At 70.7% G+C, this 23,066-nt stretch carries 21 protein-coding genes; 10 read left to right on the top strand and 11 right to left on the bottom strand.

The annotated features are described in order from the left end of the window. The first annotated feature begins 112 nt into the window (after positions 1 to 112). Entirely contained in the window at positions 113 to 757 is a 645-nt protein-coding gene (locus tag OC490_RS33610; protein WP_262061797.1) for a DedA family protein, read from the top strand. A 21-nt stretch (positions 758 to 778) separates the two neighbouring features. On the opposite strand, the gene OC490_RS33615 is transcribed toward OC490_RS33610, so the two are convergent. After that, on the bottom strand, positions 779 to 1,306 hold the full coding sequence (locus OC490_RS33615) for a gamma carbonic anhydrase family protein (RefSeq protein WP_262061863.1): 528 nt from the start codon (positions 1,304 to 1,306) through the stop codon (positions 779 to 781). 108 nt (positions 1,307 to 1,414) lie between these two features. Between OC490_RS33615 and OC490_RS33620 the strand changes: the two genes are divergently transcribed. Continuing rightward, positions 1,415 to 2,212: an acyltransferase gene (locus OC490_RS33620; protein WP_262061798.1), complete on the top strand. Its 798-nt coding sequence runs from the start codon at positions 1,415 to 1,417 to the stop codon at positions 2,210 to 2,212. Between the two features lie 7 nt (positions 2,213 to 2,219). Here OC490_RS33620 and OC490_RS33625 read toward each other — a convergent pair whose 3' ends face one another. Then, a complete protein-coding gene (locus OC490_RS33625; protein ID WP_262061799.1) occupies positions 2,220 to 3,077 on the bottom strand; it encodes a DMT family transporter in 858 nt (285 codons plus the stop codon). A gap of 105 nt (positions 3,078 to 3,182) precedes the next feature. Between OC490_RS33625 and OC490_RS33630 the strand changes: the two genes are divergently transcribed. Further along, a complete protein-coding gene (locus tag OC490_RS33630; RefSeq protein WP_262061800.1) occupies positions 3,183 to 3,767 on the top strand; it encodes a helix-turn-helix domain-containing protein in 585 nt (194 codons plus the stop codon). A 31-nt stretch (positions 3,768 to 3,798) separates the two neighbouring features. After that, entirely contained in the window at positions 3,799 to 4,356 is a 558-nt protein-coding gene (locus tag OC490_RS33635) for a YbaK/EbsC family protein (protein ID WP_262061801.1), read from the top strand. Positions 4,357 to 4,368: 12 nt separating this feature from the next. Here OC490_RS33635 and OC490_RS33640 read toward each other — a convergent pair whose 3' ends face one another. Further along, positions 4,369 to 5,421 carry a cation diffusion facilitator family transporter gene (locus OC490_RS33640; protein WP_262061802.1) on the bottom strand — a complete coding sequence of 351 codons (1,053 nt, stop codon included), beginning with the start codon at positions 5,419 to 5,421 and terminating at the stop codon, positions 4,369 to 4,371. A gap of 59 nt (positions 5,422 to 5,480) precedes the next feature. On the opposite strand from OC490_RS33640, the gene OC490_RS33645 reads away from it, so the two are divergent. After that, a complete protein-coding gene (locus OC490_RS33645; RefSeq protein ID WP_262061803.1) occupies positions 5,481 to 5,840 on the top strand; it encodes an ArsR/SmtB family transcription factor in 360 nt (119 codons plus the stop codon). A gap of 4 nt (positions 5,841 to 5,844) precedes the next feature. Here the strand turns inward: OC490_RS33645 and OC490_RS33650 are convergent, their stop codons facing one another. The 5 genes from OC490_RS33650 to OC490_RS33670 form a co-directional block, all read right to left on the bottom strand. Further along, positions 5,845 to 7,068, bottom strand: a complete 1,224-nt coding sequence (locus OC490_RS33650; RefSeq protein ID WP_262061804.1) for a 4-hydroxybenzoate 3-monooxygenase — start codon at positions 7,066 to 7,068, stop codon at positions 5,845 to 5,847. 84 nt (positions 7,069 to 7,152) lie between these two features. Further along, entirely contained in the window at positions 7,153 to 8,790 is a 1,638-nt protein-coding gene (locus tag OC490_RS33655; protein WP_262061805.1) for an APC family permease, read from the bottom strand. Between the two features lie 139 nt (positions 8,791 to 8,929). Further along, on the bottom strand, positions 8,930 to 9,370 hold the full coding sequence (locus OC490_RS33660; protein ID WP_262061806.1) for a CoA-binding protein: 441 nt from the start codon (positions 9,368 to 9,370) through the stop codon (positions 8,930 to 8,932). Between the two features lie 70 nt (positions 9,371 to 9,440). Beyond that, positions 9,441 to 11,204 carry a right-handed parallel beta-helix repeat-containing protein gene (locus OC490_RS33665; RefSeq protein ID WP_262061807.1) on the bottom strand — a complete coding sequence of 588 codons (1,764 nt, stop codon included), beginning with the start codon at positions 11,202 to 11,204 and terminating at the stop codon, positions 9,441 to 9,443. A 243-nt stretch (positions 11,205 to 11,447) separates the two neighbouring features. Beyond that, positions 11,448 to 12,443, bottom strand: coding sequence for a LacI family DNA-binding transcriptional regulator (locus OC490_RS33670; protein WP_262061808.1), 996 nt, complete (start codon positions 12,441 to 12,443; stop codon positions 11,448 to 11,450). A gap of 192 nt (positions 12,444 to 12,635) precedes the next feature. Here OC490_RS33670 and OC490_RS33675 point away from each other — a divergent pair, with 192 nt between their 5' ends. Further along, positions 12,636 to 14,594, top strand: coding sequence for a hypothetical protein (locus OC490_RS33675; RefSeq protein ID WP_262061809.1), 1,959 nt, complete (start codon positions 12,636 to 12,638; stop codon positions 14,592 to 14,594). 13 nt (positions 14,595 to 14,607) lie between these two features. Here the strand turns inward: OC490_RS33675 and OC490_RS33680 are convergent, their stop codons facing one another. After that, positions 14,608 to 17,019, bottom strand: coding sequence for a BTAD domain-containing putative transcriptional regulator (locus OC490_RS33680; RefSeq protein ID WP_262061810.1), 2,412 nt, complete (start codon positions 17,017 to 17,019; stop codon positions 14,608 to 14,610). A 139-nt stretch (positions 17,020 to 17,158) separates the two neighbouring features. On the opposite strand from OC490_RS33680, the gene OC490_RS33685 reads away from it, so the two are divergent. The 3 genes from OC490_RS33685 (at position 17,159) to OC490_RS33695 (ending at position 19,482) form a co-directional block, all read left to right on the top strand. Continuing rightward, complete coding sequence (locus tag OC490_RS33685; RefSeq protein ID WP_262061811.1) at positions 17,159 to 18,049, top strand: alpha/beta fold hydrolase; 891 nt, start codon at positions 17,159 to 17,161, stop codon at positions 18,047 to 18,049. 129 nt (positions 18,050 to 18,178) lie between these two features. Further along, positions 18,179 to 18,943 carry a hypothetical protein gene (locus tag OC490_RS33690; protein ID WP_262061812.1) on the top strand — a complete coding sequence of 255 codons (765 nt, stop codon included), beginning with the start codon at positions 18,179 to 18,181 and terminating at the stop codon, positions 18,941 to 18,943. Continuing rightward, complete coding sequence (locus tag OC490_RS33695; protein WP_262061813.1) at positions 18,940 to 19,482, top strand: SixA phosphatase family protein; 543 nt, start codon at positions 18,940 to 18,942, stop codon at positions 19,480 to 19,482. The genes OC490_RS33690 and OC490_RS33695 overlap by 4 nt, the downstream gene beginning before the upstream one ends. 8 nt (positions 19,483 to 19,490) lie before the next feature. On the opposite strand, the gene OC490_RS33700 is transcribed toward OC490_RS33695, so the two are convergent. Then, on the bottom strand, positions 19,491 to 20,315 hold the full coding sequence (locus tag OC490_RS33700) for an SDR family oxidoreductase (protein WP_262061814.1): 825 nt from the start codon (positions 20,313 to 20,315) through the stop codon (positions 19,491 to 19,493). A 5-nt stretch (positions 20,316 to 20,320) separates the two neighbouring features. Further along, on the bottom strand, positions 20,321 to 22,306 hold the full coding sequence (locus OC490_RS33705) for an APC family permease (RefSeq protein ID WP_262061815.1): 1,986 nt from the start codon (positions 22,304 to 22,306) through the stop codon (positions 20,321 to 20,323). Positions 22,307 to 22,431: 125 nt separating this feature from the next. Between OC490_RS33705 and OC490_RS33710 the strand changes: the two genes are divergently transcribed. Then, entirely contained in the window at positions 22,432 to 23,058 is a 627-nt protein-coding gene (locus OC490_RS33710) for a YigZ family protein (RefSeq protein WP_262061816.1), read from the top strand. Positions 23,059 to 23,066 lie beyond the last annotated feature (8 nt).

Here is a 23,066-nt window from a genome sequence, read left to right on the forward strand (position 1 = left end):
CGGTCGATCGGCGGGGCGTCGACCCGTGACGGCGAGCGGTACCCTTCCCGGAGTGCGCCCTTTTGCGCGGCGCGCGCAGGCAAGGCGGTACGCGAACTCGGGAGGACCGGCGTTGCACGTCCAGGAATGGCTCGACACGGTTCCCCCAGTGGCCGTCTACGCCGTGGTGGCGCTGGTCATCGGGGTGGAGAGCCTGGGCATCCCGCTGCCGGGCGAGATCGTCCTGGTCTCGGCGGCGCTGCTCTCCTCCCAGCACTCCGGCATCAACCCGATCATCCTCGGCGCCTGCGCCAGCCTCGGCGCCGTGATCGGCGACTCCATCGGCTACGCGATCGGCCGCAAGGGCGGACGCCCGCTGCTCGCCTGGCTCGCCAACAAGTTCCCCAGGCACTTCAGCGAGGGCCATGTCGCCACCGCCGAGCGGTCGTTCGAGAAGTGGGGCATGTGGGCCGTCTTCTTCGGCCGCTTCATCGCCCTGCTCCGCATCTTCGCCGGCCCGCTCGCAGGCGTACTGCACATGCCGTACTGGAAGTTCCTGACCGCCAACCTCCTCGGCGGGATCATCTGGGCAGGCGGCACCACGGCAGTCGTCTACTACGTAGGAATCGTCGCCGAGGACTGGCTGAAGCGCTTCTCGTACTTCGGTCTGGCAGCGGCGGTACTGGTGGGACTGGCCTCCATGCTGATGGTCAGGCGCAAGGCCAAGAAGATGTCAGCCGACAAAAAGGAACCCGCACCGGTCAACGCCGGCGAGTGAGGCCCGCAGCCGCCACTCGGCCTACTGATGCACTTCGCGATGCGCCTTGGCCAACTCCGCATACATGGTGCCGTTGAGGGTCAACCCCTCCCGCTCCTCACCGCTCAGCTCCCGCCGCACCTTCGCCGGCACCCCCGCGACCAGTGACCCCGCCGGCACAACCATCCCCTGCGGTACCAACGCCTGCGCGGCAACAAGCGAACCCGCCCCGATCACCGCCCCGTTGAGCACCGTAGCCCCCATCCCGATCAAACAGTCGTCCTCGACGGTCGCCCCGTGCACAACGGCGTTGTGCCCCACGGACACCCGCTCCCCGACGGTCACGGGAAACCCGGGGTCGGCATGCAGCGTGCAGTTGTCCTGGATATTGCTGCTCGCTCCGACGGCGATCCGCTCGACGTCACCGCGCAACACGGCGCCGTACCAGACGCTCGCCCCCGCCGACACCGTCACATCCCCGATCACCGACGCCGTAGGGGCGACGAACGCCGACTCGTCGACCTTCGGTTCCCTGCCGCCGATACCCGTGATCAACGCCTTGTGCGTCATCGTGCTCTCCCTCTCGTCGAAGACACCCGCACGGTACGTCATCAGGTAGGGCGAAGATCACAGCGGCCGGACCTCATGGGTGCGGCTCACGCTGAGTACCGTGAACGGGTGTCCAAGCGCAAGAACACGTTCTCAGAATGGCGCCGCCACCTCGCGCAACGCGCCGTCCACGCGGGCTGGGCCTGGGTGCAGCGCACGGGCTCCGTGACCGCCGCACACCCGGGACGTTTCCGCTTCGGCGCGATGGGAACAGGTACCAGACTCGCCTTCCCGCTGGGCACCGTCTTCGGCGAACCCTGGATCCATCTCGGCGCCCACTGCATCGTCGGCGAACAGGTCACCCTCACCGCCGGCCTGATGCCCGACCTCGACCTCGGCCCCGACCCCATCCTGCGTCTCGGCGACGGCGTCGTCCTCGGCCGCGGCAGCCACGTCATCGCCGACACGACGGTCACCATCGGCAGCGACTGCTACTTCGGCCCGTACGTCTACGTCACCTCCACGAACCATTCCTACGACGACCCGCACGAGCCCATCGGCAAGCAGTGGCCGCGTATGGAACCCGTCGAGATCGGCCCGGGCTGCTGGATCGGCACCGGCGCGGTGATCCTGCCGGGTGCGCGGATCGGCCGGAACGTGGTGGTGGCGGCCGGCGCGGTGGTCCGGGGCACGGTGCCCGACCATGCCGTGGTGGCGGGCGCGCCCGCACGGGTCGTACGCCGCTGGACTCCGGCGGAGGGCTGGCAGCCACCGCTGCGGACGCCCGCGCCGGTGCCGATCCCCGAGGGCGTCACCCCGGACCAGCTGAACGCGCTCGCAGGCCTGGACGAGGAGACCGCGGCGCGGCTCGCGGAACTCGACGACGACACGATCGCGCGGCTCGCCGAACTCGACGCCGAAGCCTGAGCAGCGCTCACCCCGTGGCCAGCAACAACGTCCCCACCAGCGCGAGCCCCGCCCCGGCGGCCTGGACCGCCCGCAGTCGCTCACTCAGGAATCCGCGCGCGGCCAGGGACGTCACCACCGGGTAGAGCGAGGCGAGCACCGCCGCCACGGTCACCGGCCCATGCTGCGCGGCAACGGAATACGTCCCGTTGGCCGCCACATCGGCGAGTCCCACGAAGGCGAGCGCAGGCAGCGAACCCCAGCGGAACCCGCCCTCCGGGAGCGCGGTCCCGCCCCGCCGTACGGAGACGTAGAGCGCGGCCCCGCCCGTGGCCACGTTCGTCAGGCGCTGCACGAACAGGGCGAGGAAGAGACCGGTGACACTGGTGGACGCCTCCGCGATCAGCGCGAACACCGTGCCGAAGCCGAGCGCGGCGATCAGCGTCAGCAGGATGGTCTGCCGCTGCACGGGCGCACCCCGCAACTGCGGACCGCCTGCCAGGACGACTCCCGTGACGGCGACCGCGATCCCCGCCACCTGCATCAGCCCGGGCCGCTCCCCGAGGAACAGTCCGACACCGACCGGCACGGCCACGCTCAGTGTGGCGAGCGGTGAGACGACGCCCATCGGGCCCAGCGCGAGCGCCTTGTAGAAGGAGAGGAGCGCGATCGGTCCCACCAAGCCCGCCGCGAACGCGAACCAGAGCCGCGGTCCGGCCTCGCTCCAGCCGCCGGCGGCGATCACGACCGCGCCGAGCACGGCCGCCGCGATCCCCTGCGACACGACGACGACCGTCAGCGCCGGGGACCGCCGGGTCAGCAGACCTCCGCCGAAGTCGGCCAGCCCCCACAGGAGGCTGGTGGCCAGGGCGAAGAATGCTGTCACGGGGTGCCTCGCAGTACAGTTCGGTGAACGATCGGTGCATCACACCGTAGTTCAGCAAAGTGAACTCTGTCATCCATGATATTGAACTGAAGGTATGGGCGGAACGTGTCGGACCTCGACCTGCTGAACCAGTCCCTGGCGCGCAACGTCAAGCACTGGCGCTCGGTGCGCGGCTTCACCCTGGACGTGCTGGCCGCCCGGGCCGCCGTCAGCCGGGGCATGCTCATCCAGATCGAGCAGGCCCGCACCAATCCCAGCATCGGTACGGTCGTCAAGATCGGTGACGCCCTCGGGGTCAGCATCACCACCCTGCTCGACTACGAACAGGGCCCGAAGGTCCGTATCGTCCCCGCCGACCGTGCAGTACGGCTGTGGCACACCGAGGCCGGCAGCTACAACCGCCTCCTCGCCGGTACCGAGGCACCCGGACCGCTGGAGATGTGGGACTGGCGGCTGATGCCGGGGGACAGCAGCCCCTCCGAGCCCCACCCCACCGGCACCGTTGAACTCGTCCATGTCACCACCGGCGAACTGACCCTCACCGTGGACGGCGAGGACCACCTGGTCCCGGCCGGCGCGAGCGCCACCTTCGAGGCCAACACCCCCCACACGTACGGGAATCGGGGCGAGGTGCCGATGGAGATGGTGATGGCGGTGTCCGTCCCGCCGGTGCACCGCGACACCCCGTGAACGGCCGTCGTACGACTGTTAGCGTGCCGTCATGCGCGCACCCATCGGACACTTCGACCACGCCACCCCCGCCCCCGACTGCCTCGACGAACTGACCCGCCCGGTCGCCGAGGCCGTGCGCGGCTGGCACGGCAGCGTCCCCGCCGAACAGATCGTCTACGTCGACACCGACCCGGAGTGGGCCGACACCGCCACCTTCGTCGAGCACTACGGCCGGGAGCTGCTGGAGCAGTCCGCGAACTGCGTGGTCGTTGCCGGAAAGCGCGGCGCCGACACCACGCTCGCCGCCTGCGTGGTCCTGTCCACCACCCGCGTCGACGTGAACGGTGTCGTGCGCCGCCAACTCGGCGCCCGCAAGGCATCGTTCGCCTCCATGGACACGGCGACCGGCGAGAGCGGGATGGAGTACGGAGGCATCACACCCGTCGGACTCCCCGCCGACTGGCCGGTGTTGGTGGACTCCGCCGTCGTCGACCTCCCGTACGTCCTGGTCGGCAGCGGACGCCGCCGCGGCAAACTCCTCGTCCCCGGCAAGGCGTTCGCCGAGATCCCGGGCGCGGTGGTGCTGGAGGGGCTGGGCGTCGCCTGACCCGCTCCGGGCTCAGGCCATGCTGTGGTGGTGGGCCAACTCCCCGTGCGGGTCCGCCTCGCCCGGCACCGGTGCCGGGTCGGCGTGCACCAGGGCCGCGGTGAGTCTCGGTACCGCGTGCAGCAGCGCGTGTTCCGCCGCCACGGCGACGGCGTGGGCCTGCCGTACCGTCGCCTCCCCGTCCACGACCACCGCCACCTCGGCGCGCAGCCGGTGCCCGATCCAGCGCAGCCGCAACTCGCCCACGCCGCGCACCCCTTGGACCTCCCGGACGGCGTGCTCGGCCCGGTCCACGAGTTCGGGGTCCACGGCGTCCATCACCCGCCGGAACACCTCGCGCGCCGCGTCCCGCAGCACCAGCGCGATGGCGGCCGTGATCGCCAACCCCACGAGTGGGTCGGCGAGTTGCCACCCCAGCGCCGAACCACCGGCACCGATCAGCACGGCCAGCGAGGTGAACCCGTCGGTACGGGCGTGCAGTCCGTCGGCGACCAGCGCGGCCGACCCGATCTCCCGCCCGACCCGGATCCGGTACCTGGCCACCCACTCGTTGCCTACGAAGCCGGCCAGCGCGGCCCCCGCGACCGCCATGACATGCGTGACGGGCCGCGGATCGAGCAGCCGGTCCACCGCCGCCCAGGCCGCGAAGGCCGCGGACGCGGCGATCGTCAGCACGATCGCGATACCGGCCAGGTCCTCGGCCCGGCCGTAGCCGTAGGTGAAGCGCCGGGTCGCCGCGCGGCGGCCGAGCACGAACGCGATGCCCAGCGGTACGGCGGTCAGCGCGTCCGCCGCGTTGTGGACCGTGTCGCCGAGCAGTGCGACCGACCCGGACATCACGACCACGACCGCCTGCACCAGCGCCGTCGCCCCGAGCACCGCGAGCGACACCCAGAGCGCGCGCATACCGCGGGCCGAGGACTCCAGGGCGGAGTCGAGTTTGTCGGCGGTCTCGTGGGAGTGGGGGGTGAGGAGGTGGGTGAGGCGGTGGCGGACACCTTTGGGGGAGTGGTGATGGTGGTGCTCGTGGTCATGGCTGTGGTCGTGGTGGTGCTGGTCGCTCACGTGCGTCCCCTTCCGGTGCGCGGGTGGACGTACGGCGTCCACGGGACCATTATGTGCGTATGAGCGCACGCACGCACCTATCACCTGCGCACGATGCGCACCCGCGTACCCCGGGCGAGGAACAGTTCGCGCTGGCCGCCGAACTCCTGGCCCTGCTCGGCGACCGCACCCGCCTGACCCTCCTCCATGCCCTGACGGCGGGCGAGGCCGACGTCACCACGCTCACGGAGGCGTGCGACGCGGCCCGCCCGGCCGTCAGCCAGCATCTGGCGCGGCTGCGTCTCGCGGGGCTGGTGACCACGCGGAAGGAGGGCCGCCGGGTCATCTACGCACTGAGTGACGGTCATCTACGACGGCTCGTCGACGAGGCGTTGAACGTGGCGGACCACCGGCTGAGCGACCGCCCGCCGCACGACTGACGGTTCAGCGCTGAGGGTCCTTGCCCAGGTACGACTCGGCGAACGCGAGCCCTGCGGAAGGGGATTCGAAGACCCGGCGCAGCCGCGCGAGGGTGGTGCCCGCGAGGTACGGGTCGCCGGACGAGGCGCCGTGGTACACCTCGGAGAGCCACCGGGAGAACTCCTGGTACTCCCACACCCGGCCCAGACAGGCCTCGGAGTAGTCGCCCAGGCCCGCCGAGTCGCCCCTCGTGAGGTGGGCGACGAGCGCGTCGCCGAGCAGGAACGCGTCGTGCAGGGCGAGGTTCATGCCCTTCGCGGCGATGGGCGCGGTGAGGTGGGCCGCGTCGCCCGCGAGGTAGAGCCGGCCGAACACCATGGGTTCGACAACGTAGTTGTGCATGTCGAGCACGCGCTTCTCGATCAGCCGGCCCTCGGTGAGCGGCGGGGCGCCGGTCGCGGCGAGCCGGTGCTGCAGCTCGGACCAGACGCGTTCGTCCGGCCAGCTGTCGGGGTCGTCGCCGGGCGTGCATTCGAGGTAGTAGCGGGTGACTTCGGGGCTGCGCGCCATGTGCCCGGCGAAGCCGCGCGGATGGACGCCGAACAGGACGCAGTCCGAGGACGGCGGTGCCTCGGCGAGCAGCGCGAGCCAGCCGATGCCGTAGTCGTGCCGCGCGGTGCGGGCCCGCTCCGGGGGTATCGCGGCCCGGCTCACCCCGCGCGCACCGTCGCAGCCCGCGACGAAGTCGCCGTGCACCAGCAGCCGTTGACCGGTTTCGGGGTCGGTGTACGACACCGCCGGGCGGTCGGTGTCCAGGTCGTGCAGCTCGACGTCGCGCACGCCGAAGCGGATCTCGCCGCCGCGCACGTCCGCGTACTCCCGCACCAGGTCCGTCACCAGCAACGGCTGCGGATAGACGTAGTGGTGATACCCCGTCAACTCCGTGTAGGAGAACCGGTGTCGCTGCCCGCCGAAACGGAACTCGCACTGGGTGTGCCGCTGTGCCCGCTCCAACAGGTTCTGGGCGAGGCCCCGTTGCTGAAGGCCGCGGACGGCCCACTCCTCGATGACCCCGGCCCGGGGCCGCTGTTCGATGAACTCCCTGGTCTCGGTCTCCAGGACCAGGCAGTCGACTCCGGCCGCGCGCAGGATGTTGCCGACGGTGAGCCCGGCGGGACCGGCGCCCACGACGACGACCGGAAAGCGGGGCGTGGAGGGCGAGTTGGGGTGGGGGGAGGCAGAAGTCACCGGCTCAGTATGACCGCGTCCCGACAACCGAAAACCGGCCGCCTGGACGGCGGCCGGTTCGGATCGCGGGTGAGGAGGGACGGATCAGTGCGCGGGCGCGTCCGTGACCACGACCTCGTCGATGCTGCGCTCGATGTCCTCGACCGTGGACGAAGTCGCCTTGGCCCAGTAGTAGATGCCGAGCGAGAAGACCGCGATGAGCAGGATGTCCCACCACAGCGGGATGTTGCCCTGGCCGCCGAAGCCGCCCTGCCAGGAGATCAGGCCCATGCCCAGCAGGTAGACCGGCAGCCACTGGGCGGCCCGGAAGTCCAGTCGGGGCGCGTCCGGCAGGTTGTTGCTGTGGGCGTAGTAGGCGTATCCGCCGAGCAGCAGGTATCCGAGCAGGATCGCCAGGCCGAGCCGCCACAGGGTGTCCCAACCCGCCCAGTAGATGATCAGGTTGGCGACCACGAACGACAGCGGGGAGATCACCTTGCCAGCAGGCAGCCGGTACGGGCGTTCCAGGCGCGGCAACTTGTCGGCGAAGACGCCGTAGGCCAGCGGAGCGCCCGCGTACATCAGCACGCTCGCCGAGGTGATGAAGCCCACCAGCTTGTGCCAGCTGGGGAACGGCAGGAAGCAGATCACGCCGGTCAGGAAGGACATGATCAGGCCGAACCACGGCACACCGCGCGCGTCGGTCTTCGCGAAGATCTTGGGAGCGTAACCGTTCTTCGCCAGGCCGTAGGAGACCCGGGAGGTGGCCGTGGTGTAGATCAGGCCGGTGCCGCCGGGGGAGATGATCGCGTCCAGGTAGAGGATCCAGGCCAGCCAGCCGAGGCCCACCAGGGTCGCGAGGCCGGCCCACGGGCCGCTGTCGCCCTTGAACGCGAGGTGGCCCCAGCCGTTGGCGAAGGTGCTGTGCGGCAGTGCGGCGATGAACACCACCTGGAGCAGGACGTAGATGACGGCACCGATCGCGACCGAGCCGAGCGTGGCGCGCGGCAGGTCCCGCTTCGGGTTGCGGCTCTCGCCCGCCAGCTGGATGGCCTGCTCGAAGCCGAGCAGCGCGAAGATGATGCCGCTGGTGCTGATCGCGGTGAGCACGCCCTTGGCGCCGAACGGCGCGAAGCCCTCCGAATGGAAGTTGGCGGGGTGGAAGTTGCTCGCGGCGACGATGAAGATCGCGCCCAGCGGAACGGCTATCTTCCACCAGGTCGCGGCGCTGTTGGTGTGCGCGAGCACCCGTACGCCGAAGAAGTTCACCGCGACGAAGACCGCCATGAGCACGACCGCCACCAACAGACCACTGGTGGTCAGGGTCTTGTCGGTGTGCTCGAAGTGCTTCGCCCACGACCAGTGACCGGCGTAGCCGATCATGGCCTCGACCTCGATCGGCGCCACGGTCGCGGCCTGGAGCCAGGAGAACCAGCCGAACGACATGCCGGCCAGTCCGCCGAACGCGTAGTGCGGGTAGCGGGCCGTACCGCCCGCCACCGGGAACATACCGCCGAGTTCGGCGTGCACCAGCGCCAGCAGCACGATCGCGACCGCGCCGATCACCCACGAGATGATCGCCGAGGGGCCGGCCTGGATGACCGCGTCGTGCGCGCCGTAGAGCCATCCGGAGCCGATGATCGAGCCGACCGATGCCCAGGTCAGTCCGATCAGGCCGACGTCCCGCCGCAAACCGCTCGGATCCCTGGTGGCCTCCGGGACGAGTTTGTCAACACTCACCATGTCAAGGGGCCTCTCGAAGTCAGCACGGATGCTTAACGGACGGGAGGCCTCAGGCTAGGAATGAATGAATATTTACAGAAGTCTGTTGCCTGAAATTTGACTTGCCTTCGAGGTGTTCTTTGACATGTTCACAGGCTTCTTACAGCGCCTTCTCACTGTCTCGTCCGGAGCTGCGGCCGAGCGCCGGGATCTCGATCGCCGGGCAGCGGTCCATCACCATCTCCAGGCCCGCTGCCCGGGTCCGCTCATAGGCGGCCTCGTCGATCACGCCCAGCTGGAACCAGACGGCCTTCGCACCCTTGGTGACCGCCTCGTCCGCGACCGCCCCGGCAAGGTCGCCGTTGACGAACACGTCGACGACGTCGACCTCGAAGGGGATGTCCGCGAGCGAGGCGTACCCCTGCTCGCCGTGCACCGTCTCCGCCTTGGGATGGACCGGGACGACGCGTTTGCCGAAGCGCTGCAGCACCTGCGCGACGCCGTACGCGGCGCGGGACCGGTTCGAGGACAGGCCCACGACCGCCCAGGTGTCACCGGACTCGGTGAGGATCTTGCGGACCGTTGCTGAGTCGCCGTACACGCTCGGCCTCCTTGGTGTGCGTGCGGAGTCTGACGCGTGGCACAACGGCGCGCGGCGGGCGGGGATTCCCTCAGTCGGAGACCACCGAGGTGTTGAGGCCCTTGTCGTAGTGGTTGCGGGCGATCTTGATCCCCGTACTGCCGTGGAAGACGAACAGCGGGGAGGTGTACGGCGGCTGGTCCGGTGCGGCCAGGCGGCGGACCGTGTTGCCGGTGAAGGCGAAGCCGCCCACGCTCTTGGCGTTGACGACCGTCACGTCACCGATGTCGAAGGAGTTGTGCTCGACCGCGATGTCATGGTGCACCGGGTTGGCCGGGTCGACGACCTGGTTGGTGGGCTCCACGAAGATGGCGGGACCCGTGGGGCGGGTGAAGGAGTTGTCGCGGATCGTCAGATCGGCCACCGGGCCGGACTCGAACCACTGGTACGCGTCGGCGGAGACGTAGATGCTCGCCATGGACATCGCGTCGAAGTGGTTGCCGCTGATCAGGACGGGCTTGCGGGTGGTGACCAGGATGCCTCGGGTCGGCACGTTGCGGAACGTGTTGCCGGAGATGACGACCGACGGGGTGGCCGTGATGTTCTCGACGACGGTGCCGCCGATCTGCACCCCGGCGGGCACCGGCCGGTCGAAGGAGACGTTCATCGTGGTGAGCGGCTTGTCGTGGTCCATGCCGCTCGGGCCGTCCACGGCCGTGACCTTCGCGTGCGGGTCCGTCACCGGGGTCATCGTGCGCTGGGTGGTGAACTCGACCTCGTCACCCGGGGCGAACTGCGGGAACCCGGCGGTCTGCGGGTGCTCGTAGGCGAGGGTGAGGGTGTTCGGGCCAGGCTGTCCGACCACTTCGAGGTAGGTGCCGTGGATGTTGATCGGGTCGTCCTGCGGGCCGTCGAAGAGGCTCCGGGTGATGGAGACCCTGCCCTTGACGCCGGACATCTGCACGAAGTCCGCGAACGAGGCTGTCGACCGGCCGGACTTCGGATCGGGCGCGAAGTTCACCTTGTCGATGGTGATGTTCTCGCTGAACTGCCCCACCACACCGAAGGACTGGAGGTAGTAGGCGTTCATCGAGCGCATCGTGACGTTCTTCGACTGCCAGATGAAGGCGCCCGGCTCCGTGCGCTCGATGAGCCGCATCTGGTAGACGAGACCGGCGTCCGACGGTTGTGACGTGGTGCTGTAGTCGATGCGGATCCTGCGGTTGCCGAGGTCGGTGACCGAGGAGACGTCGTTGAACAGCGGGTTGTCCCCGCGCCAGGTCTTCTGCGCCTTGGGGTCGTGGATCTGGGTGTACTGGAGTCCGTCCTCGCCCGACCAGTACGGCTGTCCGGTGGCCGGGCTCTTCTCGCCGAGCCAGGTGATGTGCGTGCCGTTCACCTGGTACGGGCTGCCGGCCGGGATCGACAGGACGCGGTAGGCGTGCCCGTCGCTGACACCGGCGCTCGCGACGGTCGCGTCGATGACCTCGGGGGCCGCGTAGTCGAACGAGAAGTTCTGGAAGGTCACATCGGTCGACCGGATCGACGCGAACGCCGTCTGCAGACCGTGGTTGACGAGCTTCGCCCCGCCGCCGTCGACGGTGACGTCGTGCATGTCCTCGATCAGCAGCCCGATCTTCTTGTCCCGGTAACGCTGGTCGGCGCCAACGGTGTTGGAGACATACAGCTCACGCGTCTCGGCCCGCTCGGGGTAGAGCTGGTACGTCCCCTTGGAGAAGACGATCCTGACCGGCCGGCCGCGATCGACCCTCTTCGCGTGCCGCAACGCCGCGACGACGGCGGGCGTGGAGTCCGTCCGCCCCGTCGGGTCGGCGCCGTACGCGTCGACTCTCACCACCGCAGGCGCGGGCGTCGCTCTCGACGCCGCGGCGACGGGACCCCCGCCGCCCACGAGCAGCGCGAGCGCCACCCCCAAAAACACGAACCGAGACCGATACATAGCCCCTCCGGAGCATTCATGAGTCGCCAAACACCCGATGAATAAACGGAGTTACGGCCGGTTCGAGTCGGTCGGATCTCCGACTGGAGTGTCTATAGATCCGACCTCTGGGTCAATGGTCCGGACAAGTAAGGGAGTTCACGCCTTCGGCGCCGCCGTGCTCGCGCGGATCACCAACTCGGGGTCGAAGAGGAGTTCCCCGACGGGGACGTCACGGTTGCCGACCAGGGCGAGGACACTGCGCCCCGCCTCCGAGGCCAGCCGGTCGGCGGGCTGGCGGACCGTGGTGAGCGGCGGGTCGACGAAGTCCATGATCATGGAGCCGTCGTAGCCCACGACCGACACATCGCCCGGGACGTCGAACCCCTGTCGGCGTGCCCCGCGGATCGCGCCCAGCGCCATGTAGTCGCTGGCGGCGACGATCCCCGTCGCGCCGCGGCCGAGCAGCGAGATCGCGGCGGACTGACCGCCCTCCACGGTGTACGACTGCCGGACCACCCACTGCTCCGCGTCCTCGACACCGCGCTTGGTGAGCGAGGCGACGAAGCCGCTGACCCGCCGGTCGGCCGGCCGGTTGCCAACTGGCCCCGACGCCATGCCGATACGGCGGTGACCGAGGCGGTAGAGGTGGTCGACGGCGAGTTCGGCGGCCAGCAGATCGTCCGTGGAGAAGACCGGCGCCTCGCTCACGCCCTCGAACCGGCCGTTGATCCCCACGAACGGGATCCTGCGGGAACTCAGGAGCTCGTAGGCCTGCGGATCCGCGCCCTCGATCGTGTTGCTGGCCGAGAGGAAGACCACGGCGGCCACACCCCGGTCCGCGAGGGAGGTCACGAAGTCCAACTCCTGGACCCCACCCGGGAAACACGGGCACAGCACCGTCTTCAGGCCGTGCGGGGCGAGCACCGACTCGATCCGCTCGGCGACATCGGCGAAGAACGGGTTGGAGACCAACTCCGTGACGACCGCGACGAGTTGCCCCCGCGTCTGCCGCTCGTACCCCAGGTCGGCCATCGCCTGCTCGACGGCCTCGCGGGTCCTGCGGGACACGCCCTGGCGCCGGTTGATGACCCGGCTGACCGTGGCCTCGCTCACCTGCGCCCGGTCCGCGACCTCGGTGATGCCGACCTTCATACGGTTCCCTCCACCCCGACTTGCAATAGTCGGATGAAAACTTTCAATTCAACCTCCCACGCAACATAGCAGTGAGACTGCATGTCTTCCATGTTTCTTGCGCATGACCATTGAATCGCCACTTCGGCCCCTGCTAGCTTTCCGGCCACCACGCGGCCCCCATCCGCAGTGACCGAAGACCCGGGAGACCCGATGAAGCCCTCAAGGCTCATGCTGCTCACCGCTGTTGCCCTGCTCGCACCGATGGCTCCCGCTCTGTCGGCCACCGCGTCCGCCGCCCCCCGCCCCCAACTCGCCATCCCCGACCCCGGGTTCGAGAACGGCGGCACGGGCTGGACCTTCACCTCGGGCGCCGGCGTCGGCACCGGCAACAGACACGGTGGCGAGCGCTTCCTCTACCTCGACTCCGGAGCAGGCAAGAGCGGGCAAACGACCATCGTCGCGCCCCGCAACGGCAGTTACGACTTCTCCGCGTGGATCGGCAGCGCCGGCACCGGCGGCACGTACACGATCCGGCGCAACGGCGAGACCGTGCAGACCATCACCCTGCCGCAGCACCCCGGTTACGCCCGCTACACCATCAGCAACGTCGAACTGCGGACCGGTGACCGGCTGCAGATCGAATTCGGCTCCGGCAGCTCCTGGGTCAACGCCGACGACCTGATGATCTCGCCCGCCGCGCCCGCCGACCCCAAGGTCACCTCGTCCGACCCCGCGGTGGTCGAGATGTTCTCCTGGGCGCAGCAGAAGGCCAACAGCTGGGTCCAACTGCCCGGCACGGTGGGCCCGGTCAACGTCGACGAGTACCAGACCGGCGGCACCGGCACCGCGACGTACGAGCCCACCTACTGGGCCGGATACGCCAACCGCAGCGCCTACTACTCCCGCGACATGACCCACCAGCTCGCCGGCGCCCACCTCATCGGCCTCGACGCCGAGAACGAGACGATGCTCCGCTCGTACGCCGAGTCCGCCACCGCCGAGCACAAGTACTTCCCGGTGTGGTCCCTCAACTTCGACGCCAAGACCTACCTGAGCATCGACTACAAGAGCCCGGACAACTTCGTGCGCGAGGTGCCCGCCGTCTTCGAACTCGTCGAGAAGGCCGCCCAGGCCTACCAGTGGACCGGCGACCGGAGATACGTCGACGACCCGGTGCTGTGGAACTTCTACCGGCACGCCACCGAGCAGTTCATCGACCTGCACGACTCCGCCAAGGACAACGGCAAGGTCAAGGTCGCCGAGGGCACCGGCCAGGGCATCTTCGCTGGCGCCGCCAGCTACAACGAACAGGACGGTGACGACCTCGCCGAGGCCGGCGACACCATCGCCTCCGAGTACCAGGCGTACCTGGCGATGGCCGTGCTCGCCCGCGGCAGGGGCGACACCAAGCTCGCGAAGACCTACGACAAGCGGGCCGCCGACCTCAGGACGTACTTCAACGACACCTGGAGCCGCACCGGCAGCGGCACCGACATGGTCCGCGCCTACACCGTCTCCGGCACCCCGGTCACCGGCTGGGGGAAGGAGAACAGCGTCTTCATGCCGATGAAGCAGATCATCGACCCCGGCCCGCGCAACGACGCCTACCTCGACTACATCGAGCAGCAGGAACTGGGACCGCAGGGATCACCCAACATCGAGTCGACGACCTACCTGCCCGACATGTTCTTCAAGAACAACCGCGCCGACACCGCCTGGCAGTGGATGCAGAAGATCTACGGCGAGCGGGAGACCCAGCACGTCAACTCCAGCCAGGGCCCCAACGGCGACTACCCCGAGGTGTCGTTCACCCTGGTCAGCCAGACCATCCAGGGTCTGATGGGTATCACACCGGACGCGCCGGACCACCGGGTGACCACCCAGTCGCAGCTGCCGACCGGCATGAAGTGGCTCCAGGCGGCGGACGTCCCCATCGGTACCGGTACGGTCACCGTGCGGCACGACGGCGCCACGAAGACCACGCTGACGAACAACTCCCGCAAGGGCTCCTACAGTTGGGAGGCCCGCTTCGCCGGCGTCCACAAGAAGATCAAGGTCAACGGCGTCCAGCAGCACGTGCGCGTCAAGACAGTCCACGGCGTGACCTACACCTACGCGACGCCGACGGTCCGGGCCGGGGCGACGACGGTCGTCCAGGTGGGCGACTGACGCGAACTCCCGCTCACCGAGGGCCCCGTAGCGCGCCGGCGAGATCGTCGAGATACCGCGCGACGGGGCCCAGGGTGAGCAGACCGCTGCCCGCCCCGGCCAACTCGGCCGCGGCGGGCGTCAGTTCGGCCCGGGCGCGCTCCATCGTGTCCTGGTCGCCCACGGCGAGCGCCGCCCGCGCGGCCAGGCACCACAGGGCCTCGAACAGCAGGTCGCGCGGCGGCTCCGGAAGTGAACGCAGTGCGGCCCGGGCGTCGTTGGGCCGACCGTGGGCCAGTGACACGAGCGGCCGGGCCCACGGTTCGTACGGCCCCCAGTCGAGGTGTCCGTCGGTCTGGGCGGGCCGCCCGTGCCGCACACGCAGACACAGCAGGGCCAGCGGCAGCAGCCCGTGTTCCAGCCCGGGCATACCGGATCCCTCCAGCCGTCGCGCCGCGTCCCGGTAGGCCGCCTCCACGTCCTCCAGCCGGGCCCTGCCGCTCTCGGCGAGCCGCAGGGCCCGGTACCACTGGGTGAACACGCCCACCAGCGGCAGTTCATGACGCTCCGCCAGCTGCTCCACGGCTGCCACGTGCAGGTCCGCTCCGGTGAAGTCCGCGAGCGCGCTGCGGGCCTGGAGCCGGACGAGATGGCCGAGCACTTCGTGGGTGACCAGGCCGTGCCGGACGGACAGGGCAACCAACTCGGCGCCGATGACGTCCCGTTGCGGGGCCAGGCCGGCACGGTGGAAGGTCTGCATGAACACCCCGTTGAGGGCGAAGGCGAGGAGCGCGGGGTCGTTCAACCGGCGGGCGATGTCCTCTGCTTGGCGGGCGGCCTGTGCTCCGCGCGCCGAACGGGTACCGCGTGACTCCAGGGCGATCGTGGCCAACAGGCGGGCCCGCGCGGCGAGATGGGCGTCCGGTGGAAGCGCGGCAAGCGTGTGTTCGGCGGCGGCCACGGTCTCCGCCGCCGACCGGGGGTCGTCGACACGGGTCCAGATCGCCGGGACGTCGTAGGCGCCGATCACCCGGGCGGTGAGTTCCGGGTCGCCCAGTTCCGCCGCCGCGGTGATCGCCGCGAGCCGGTGCCCGCGGGCCGCCTCCAGCCCGCCGCCACCGGTCACCGCGAGACCCCGCAGCAGCCCCACCGTCGACTCCAGCCGCGCCCTGGCACCGGCCGCCACGGTCCGGTCGTAGGCGGCGGTGGCGGCTGCCCACACCTGCTCCGCGGGACCGCCGACGGCTTGCGACCGGGGCTGCTCCGCCGGGTCACCCTCTGCCCGGACTCGCGTCCGTGCCGACGAGCTGTCGTCGGCCTGCGCCTGCCCTGGTCGGGGTGGCTCGCCGTCCGCGTGTGCCCACGCCCGTTCCGCTCGCTCGCCGTCCGCTTCGGCGCGTCGCCATTCCCGCGGGCCGCCGTCCGACTGTGCTCGCCCCTGCCCCTGTGGATCGCGGTCCCCGTGAGCCCGCGCAGGTTCCGGCGGGCCGCCGTCTGCCTGGGATGGCGCCTGTTCCTGCGGGTCGGCATCCGCTTGGGCTCGGCCCTGTTCCCGGGGGCTGCCGTCCGCCCCCGCCCGCCCGTGTCCCCGCAGATCGCCGTCCCCGTGCGCCCACGCCAGTTCCGGTGGGCCGCCGACTGTGTGTGCCCCTGCCCGTTCCTGCGGACCTCCGAGCACAGGATCGAGGTGCGGAGCATGCGTGAGGATGTCCGACTCCAGGCGGCGCAGGGCCGGGCCCGGGTCCGCGCCGAGTTGTTCCACGAGGAGGGTGCGGGCCCGGCGCAGTACCGCGAGGGCGTCGCCCTGGCGGCCGGTGCGGTACAGGGCCAGTGTCAGCAGTCGCCAGGCGTTCTCGCGCCACGGGTGCTCGGCCACATGCGCGTCCAGGTCCGGCACCGCCTCCGCGGCCCGGCCCAGGGCGAGTTGGGTCTCGGCCCGGCGCTCGACGGCGTGCAGCCGCAGCTCGGCGAGGCGGGAGCGCTCCGCGCGGACCCAGGTCTCGGCGCCGAAGTCGGCGTAGGCCGGACCCCGCCACCAGCCGAGGGCCTCCTCCAGCCGGGCGAGCGCCCGCACCTCCGGCATGGCTCCGGCGGCGGCCACCGCCCGCTCGAACCGCCACGCGTCCACGGCCTCCGACCCGGCACGCAGCGCGTACCCCGGCCCCTCGGTGACCAACAGCCGGGCCGGCGCGCGCGGCGGGCGCTCCGGTTCCAGGGCCCGGCGCAGCGCGGCGACGAAGGTGCGCACCGCGCCCACCGCGTCGGCGGGCGGCTCCTCCCGGCCCGCCCACAGATCCTCGACCAGCCGCCCGACCGGGACGACCCGGCGCCGGGCCACGAGCAGCCGGGCCAGCACCGCCCGGTGCCGAGGCCCCCTCAGCGCGATCACGTCCCCGGCACCGTCCCAGGCCGTCACCGACCCCAGCACCCCGAACGCGACCTCCATCACCGACCACCCTTTCCGGCGCATCGCCCCAGGTCACCGTAGCGCGCTCACCCATTGCTCATCGGCGCGCGGCAGGCTCGGAGACACCACCGACAGCACTGACGACAGCACCGACGCAAGCATGAAAGCAGGGCGCACCATGCCACCGACCATCCCCGGCTTCACCTACCACCGCGTTCCCGTCGCGGACGGCGTGTCCCTGAACGCGGCCGTGTCCGGTTCGGGCAGCCCGCTCGTGCTGCTGCACGGCTTCCCGCAGACCCACCTCATGTGGCGCCATGTCGCCGCCGACCTCGCGGCCGACCACACCGTCATCTGCCCCGACCTGCGCGGCTACGGCGCGAGCGACAAGCCCGCCGAGTCCGACGAGGGCGGCGACGGTTCCGGCTACGCCAAGCGCACCATGGCCGACGACATCGTGACCCTCGCCCACACCCTGGGACACGATCGCTTCGCACTCGCCGGGCACGACCGCGGCGCCCTCGTCGCCTTCCGCGCCGGACTCGACCACCCCGACCGGATCACGCACCTGGCCTGTCTCGACGTACTCCCCACCCTCGACATGTGGGAGGTGATGCACGGCGTCACCGCCGCCGTCGGCTTCCACCTCTACCTGATGGCCCAACCCCCGGGCCTGCCCGAGGAGTTGATCGCCGCCGCGCCCGACGCGTTCTTCGGTCACTTCCTCGACATCTGGACCAACGACCCGCAGGCGATCCCCGCCCGCATCCGCACCGCCTACCTGGACGCCTGCCGTGCCGCGGTCCCCTCGATCGTCGCCGACTACCGGGCCTCCGCCGGCGTCGACCTCGCCCACGACCGAGCCGACCGGGACGCCGGCCACCAACTGCGGATGCCGGTCGCCGTGCTCCAGCAGGACTGGGGCGCCGCCCTCGGCTTCGACGCGGCGGCCCTGTGGCGCGCCTGGGCACCGGACGTACGGCACTCCACCGTGACCTGCGGCCACTTCATGGCGGAGGAGGCACCCGCCGACGTGGCCAAGGCCCTTCGGGACCTGCTCGCCCGCTGAACGCGTTCCCCTCTCGACTTCGTTCGAGCGGGGATCGCTCATCGCCGAACTCGTCCAGCGGGTGAACCGCGCCGATCCATGAGCGACAGGCCCGGGCGAACCCGCCACTCCGGCCTGAACAGAGCGAACATGCGTGCGTACGGCCCTCCCCCCGCCTACGCTCGGGCCGTGCTGCGCATCATCGACGCCCGAACCGGCGACTCCACCGAAGCCGCCCCCGCCCGCCGTGGCCTGACCAGGGTCGAGGCGCACGCGTCGGGCCTCGATCCCACGGCACTACGTGTCCTCCTCGTCGCCGACCTCCTCGTGCGCGCCCTCGAACTCGGCGGCACACCCGTGTGGGCCCTGCTCACCGGAGAACGGGACCAGGCCGAACTCCGCGCCGCCGCAGGCGCGTTGGGCATCCGCCCCTTCGAGGACGGGGGAGACCTCGGCTCCGGACTCGGCGAGGCCCAGGTCCTCCACGTCACCGCCGGGAGCGAGGCGACACCCGGGCGAGCCCTGGTCGCCGTAGCGCCCGTCGAATCTCCTACGACCGCTGCCCCGGACCTCTCCGACCCGGGAGCGCTCCGCCTCGCCCTGCTCGCGCACCCACGGGACCTGCCGGTACGGCTCGACGCGGTGGCCCTCGACGAGGCGCGGCGGACCCTGGCGCACTGGCGCGGGTCGGTCGCCGACTGGGCGCGGCGGCCTTCGCGGCCAGTGCCCGACGAGGTGCGCGTCGAGCTGCGGAGCGCCTGGGAGAACGACCTCGACGTGCCTGCCGTGCTGGCGGTGTTGCGTCGCGTGGAGACCTGGCCCGACCTGCCGGACGGCGCCCGATTCGAGACGTACGCCTACGCCGACCGGCTCCTCGGGCTCGAACTCACCCGTGACATCGGGTCGTTGGCGTGAACGGCCGCTCCGGGGCCCGCCCGCTGCGCCGACTTGTGGTGCTGCGGCACGCCAAGTCGGCCTGGCCGGCGGGCGTTCCCGACCAGCTCCGTCCGCTCGCCCCGCGCGGTCTCCGTGACGCCCCGGCCGCCGGGATCGCGCTCGCCGAGACGGACTCCCTGCCCGACCTCGCGCTGTGCTCCACGGCCGTACGGGCGCGCCAGACCTGGGAGTTGGCCTCGGCCGAGTGGGGCACCCCGCCGCCGGTGCGGTACGAACCACGGCTCTACGCAGCCGATGTCGCGGACCTTCTCGACGCCGTTCACCAAGTGCCGCACGAGGTCGAGACCTTGCTCGTCGTCGGGCACAACCCGGGCCTGGAGGAACTGGTCCTCGAACTCGCCGGTGACGGTCTCGACGACACGCTCGACGAGGTCCGGGTGAAGTTCCCGACCTCGGCGATCGCGGTCCTGGCCTGGCACGGTCGCACCTGGAAGGACCTCGCCCCGGGCACGGCCCTGCTGACGGGCCTGACCGTGCCGAGAGGCAAGAAGAAGTAGGCCCGGCTCTAGGGGAGTTGGAGGAACTCCTGAGCTCCGCGCAGCCGTGTGCCCAGCCGCTCCTGTGTGGCTCGGCTGTCGAGACGGACGTCGAGGGCCATGGACTCGCCCTCTCGGCGCCCGGCGGGGAGCCTGCTCGCGTCGAGTCCGTCACGTCGGGCGATGAGCACACCGAGGTCGTGGCGGCTCAGGGCGTCCGGCCCGGCCAGGTGGAACATGCCCGACTCGTCGGACAGCGCGAGTTCCAGCAGGGCGGCGGCCAGGTCCTCGACGTGGACCGGACAGCGGACGACATCGGTGAACAGGACGCCTTCGCGAGCACCGGCGGCCAGTTCGTGCACCATGCGCTCGTGCGCGGAGCCGCCGTGGCCGATGACCAGCGAGGTGCGCGCGACCGCGGCGGCCGGTGTCAGGAGGCGTACGGCTGTCTCGGCGGCGGCCTTCGCCGCGCCGTACGGGGTGACCGGGTCGGGCAGGCACGACTCGTCGTAGGACATCCGGGAACCGGAGAACACGGCGTCGCTGGAGACATGGACCAGGCGGCGGCCATGGCGTGCCGCGGCCATCGCCACGCGGACCGAGCCGTCGGCGGTGACCGCCCAGTCGCTCAGTCCGCTGGTCGCGTTGATGATCGCGTCCGGGGTCAACTCGGCCAGGAGGTCGTCGAGTCGGTCGGGCGCGCGCAGGTCGAGCCGGTGCCAGGAGACGCCGGGCGGCGCGGTACCGGGTCGTGCGGAGCAGTACGTCGCCGCCGTGGCCCAGCCCGCCGCGCTCGCCCGGCGCACGAGTTCCGTGCCCAGGAAACCGCTGCCGCCGACCACAAGGACTCTCACAGCGGTCAGCCGACGTGGACGCGGGGCCGCCGGTGCCGGTCCGGTTCCGCGCGGCGGAGTACCTCGCGGGTGACCGGTGCGACCTCGCCGTCGCCGAAGACCAGGAAACGGATCAGATGACTGACCGGGTTGCCCTCGGTCCAGTCGAAGTAGGCGTGCGGGACCTCGCCGGTACGGTCCCGCAGGGCGAGCAGGACCGCGGCGATCGCGTTGGGCACCGTGGGGCCCTCGACCCGGAGCCGCCGTACCCCGTACTTCTTGTCGCCGTGCACGGTGATGTCGGCGGTGAAGTCCGAGGAGTCGCGGACGGTCACCTCCACGAAGAGCACCGGCCCACCGTCCGGGATGTGGGTGTGCTCGCGCTGGCTGTACTCCTTGGCGCGGTACTCACGCGTGCTGTGCTCCTGTGGCTCGTTGGCGATCAGTCGCAGAGGGCCGGAGCGGGCCGCCTCGTCGACGAAACGGGCTGCCGTGTCGTCGAACGTGACCTCGGCGGCGCGGAGTTCGAAGGCGCGGTGGATGCGCGAACCGAACGACGTCGCCAGGATCAGCACGATGAAGATGCCGGCGATCTTGATGCCGTCGGGCCGTTCGATGACGTTCGTGACGAGGGTGTACGCGAACACGGCGGTGATCGTGCCGAAGCCGAGCGTCGCCTTGCGATGGCCGCGCTTGTGCACGGTGACCGTGGAGGCGAACGCCGCCGAGAGCATCAGGACCAGCACACCGGTCGCGTACGCACCGCTCTGGGCATCGACGCTCGCGTGAAACCAGAGCGTGATGAGGACGGCCGTCACCATGAACACGAGGACCAGGGGGCGCACCGCCCGCGTCCACTCGGGCGCCATGCCGTAGCGCGGCAGATAGCGGGGGACGAGGTTCAGCAGCCCGGCGAGCGCGGAGGCGCCCGCGAACCACAGGATCGCGATCGTCGAGACGTCGTAGAACGTGCCGAAGACCTGGCCCAGGTGCTCGTGCGCGAGATAGGCGAGCGCGCGGCCGTTCGCCGGGCCGCCCGTCTTGAACGCGCTCTGCGGGATGAGGATGGTCGTCGCCAGGCTGGACAGGAGCAGGAAGCCGGACATGATCACGGCGGCCGTGGTGAGCAGCCTGCGGGTCTCGCGGATGCGGCCCGTCGGCTTCTCCCAGGTGTCCGTCGGATCGCCCTTGACCTGTGGCATCACCGCCACACCGGTCTCGAAGCCGGACATGCCGAGCGCGAGCTTCGGGAACACGAGCAGTGCGACCCCGACCATCGCGAGCGGCGAGGAGTGCGCGGCCGTCATCGCGTCCGTCCAGTCGCCGATCTTCACCGGATGGCTCAGCACCTCCCAGGCGGACACCGCGAGGACCACCACGTTGAGCGAGAGATACACGCCCACCAGCACCACGGCGATCCCGATGGCCTCCCGGAACCCCTTGAGGAAGACCGCGCCCAGCGCACCGACCAGTACCAGGGTGATCCAGGTGTTGCCGCCGTGCATCCAGCCCGGCGCGAAGGGGTTCTCCACGACGTGTGCCGCCGCGTCCGCCGCCGACAGGGTGACCGTGATCATGAAGTCGGTCGCCGCGAAGCCCAGCAGCACCAGGACGAAGATCTTCCCCGACCACCACGGCAGCAGCCGCTCCAGCATGGCGATCGACCCCTCGCCGTGCGGACTCTCGTGCGCCACCCGTCGATACACCGGCAGCGCCCCGAGCAACGTAAGCCCAATGAGCACGACCGTCGCCAGCGGCGACAGCAGCCCGGCCGCGAGCGCGGCGATGCCCGGCTGGTAGCCGAGGGTGGAGAAGTAGTCGACGCCGGTCAGACACATGACCCGCCACCAGCGGTGACCCTCGTGCTCCGGGTTCGGGGTCGCGTGCGGCCCCGGATGCCGTGCGCTCTGCTCGCTCAGACCGTCCAGGAGCCAGGTCCGGCAGCGCTCGGCGGCGGACCCCGAACCGTCGGACTCCGTGCTCTCCGTAGGCTCCGCCTGCGCGCCGGTCATGCTGAGAACTCCCTGAGATCGGACGAGCGTGCCCGGGGCCCGGGCAACGAGGAGCGAGTATCCACCACATCGTCACCCGCACCCGGACCGGGGGCGACCCCTGACCCTGCGCATAGGCTGGCCGGATGCAGGACGAGTACCGCACAGTGGCCCGCCCGGGCGTGCACGAGACCGAGGTCAACCGCTCCCGCTTCCTGTGCGCCCTCGCCCCGGCGGCCACCGAGCAGGAGGCGCAGGACTTCGTCGCCCGCGTCCGCAAGGAACACACCGACGCCACGCACAACTGCTTCGCCTACGTCATCGGCGCCGACGCCGCGATCCAGCGGGCGAGCGACGACGGCGAACCCGGCGGCACCGCCGGCGTCCCCATGCTCCAGATGCTGCTGCGCCGCGACATGCGGTACGTCGTCGCCGTAGTCACCCGCTACTACGGCGGCGTCAAGCTCGGCGCGGGCGGCCTTATCAGGGCCTACGGCGGCTCGGTCGGCGAAGCGCTCGACACCCTCGGCACGCTCACCCGCCGCCGCTTCCGGCTCGCCACGGTGACCGTCGACCACCAGCGGGCCGGCAAGATCCAGAACGACCTGCACGCCACCGGCCGCGAGGTCCGCGATGTCCGCTACGGCGAGGCGGTCACCATCGAGATCGGTCTGCCGGACGCGGACGTGGACGCGTTCCGGGCGTGGCTGGCCGATGCCACCGCCGGGACGGCGAATCTGGAACTGGGCGGCGAGGCGTACGGAGACGCCTGACCGCACAG

The organism is Streptomyces sp. STR69 (assembly GCF_024519455.1).
Classification (GTDB): Bacteria; Actinomycetota; Actinomycetes; order Streptomycetales; family Streptomycetaceae; genus Streptomyces.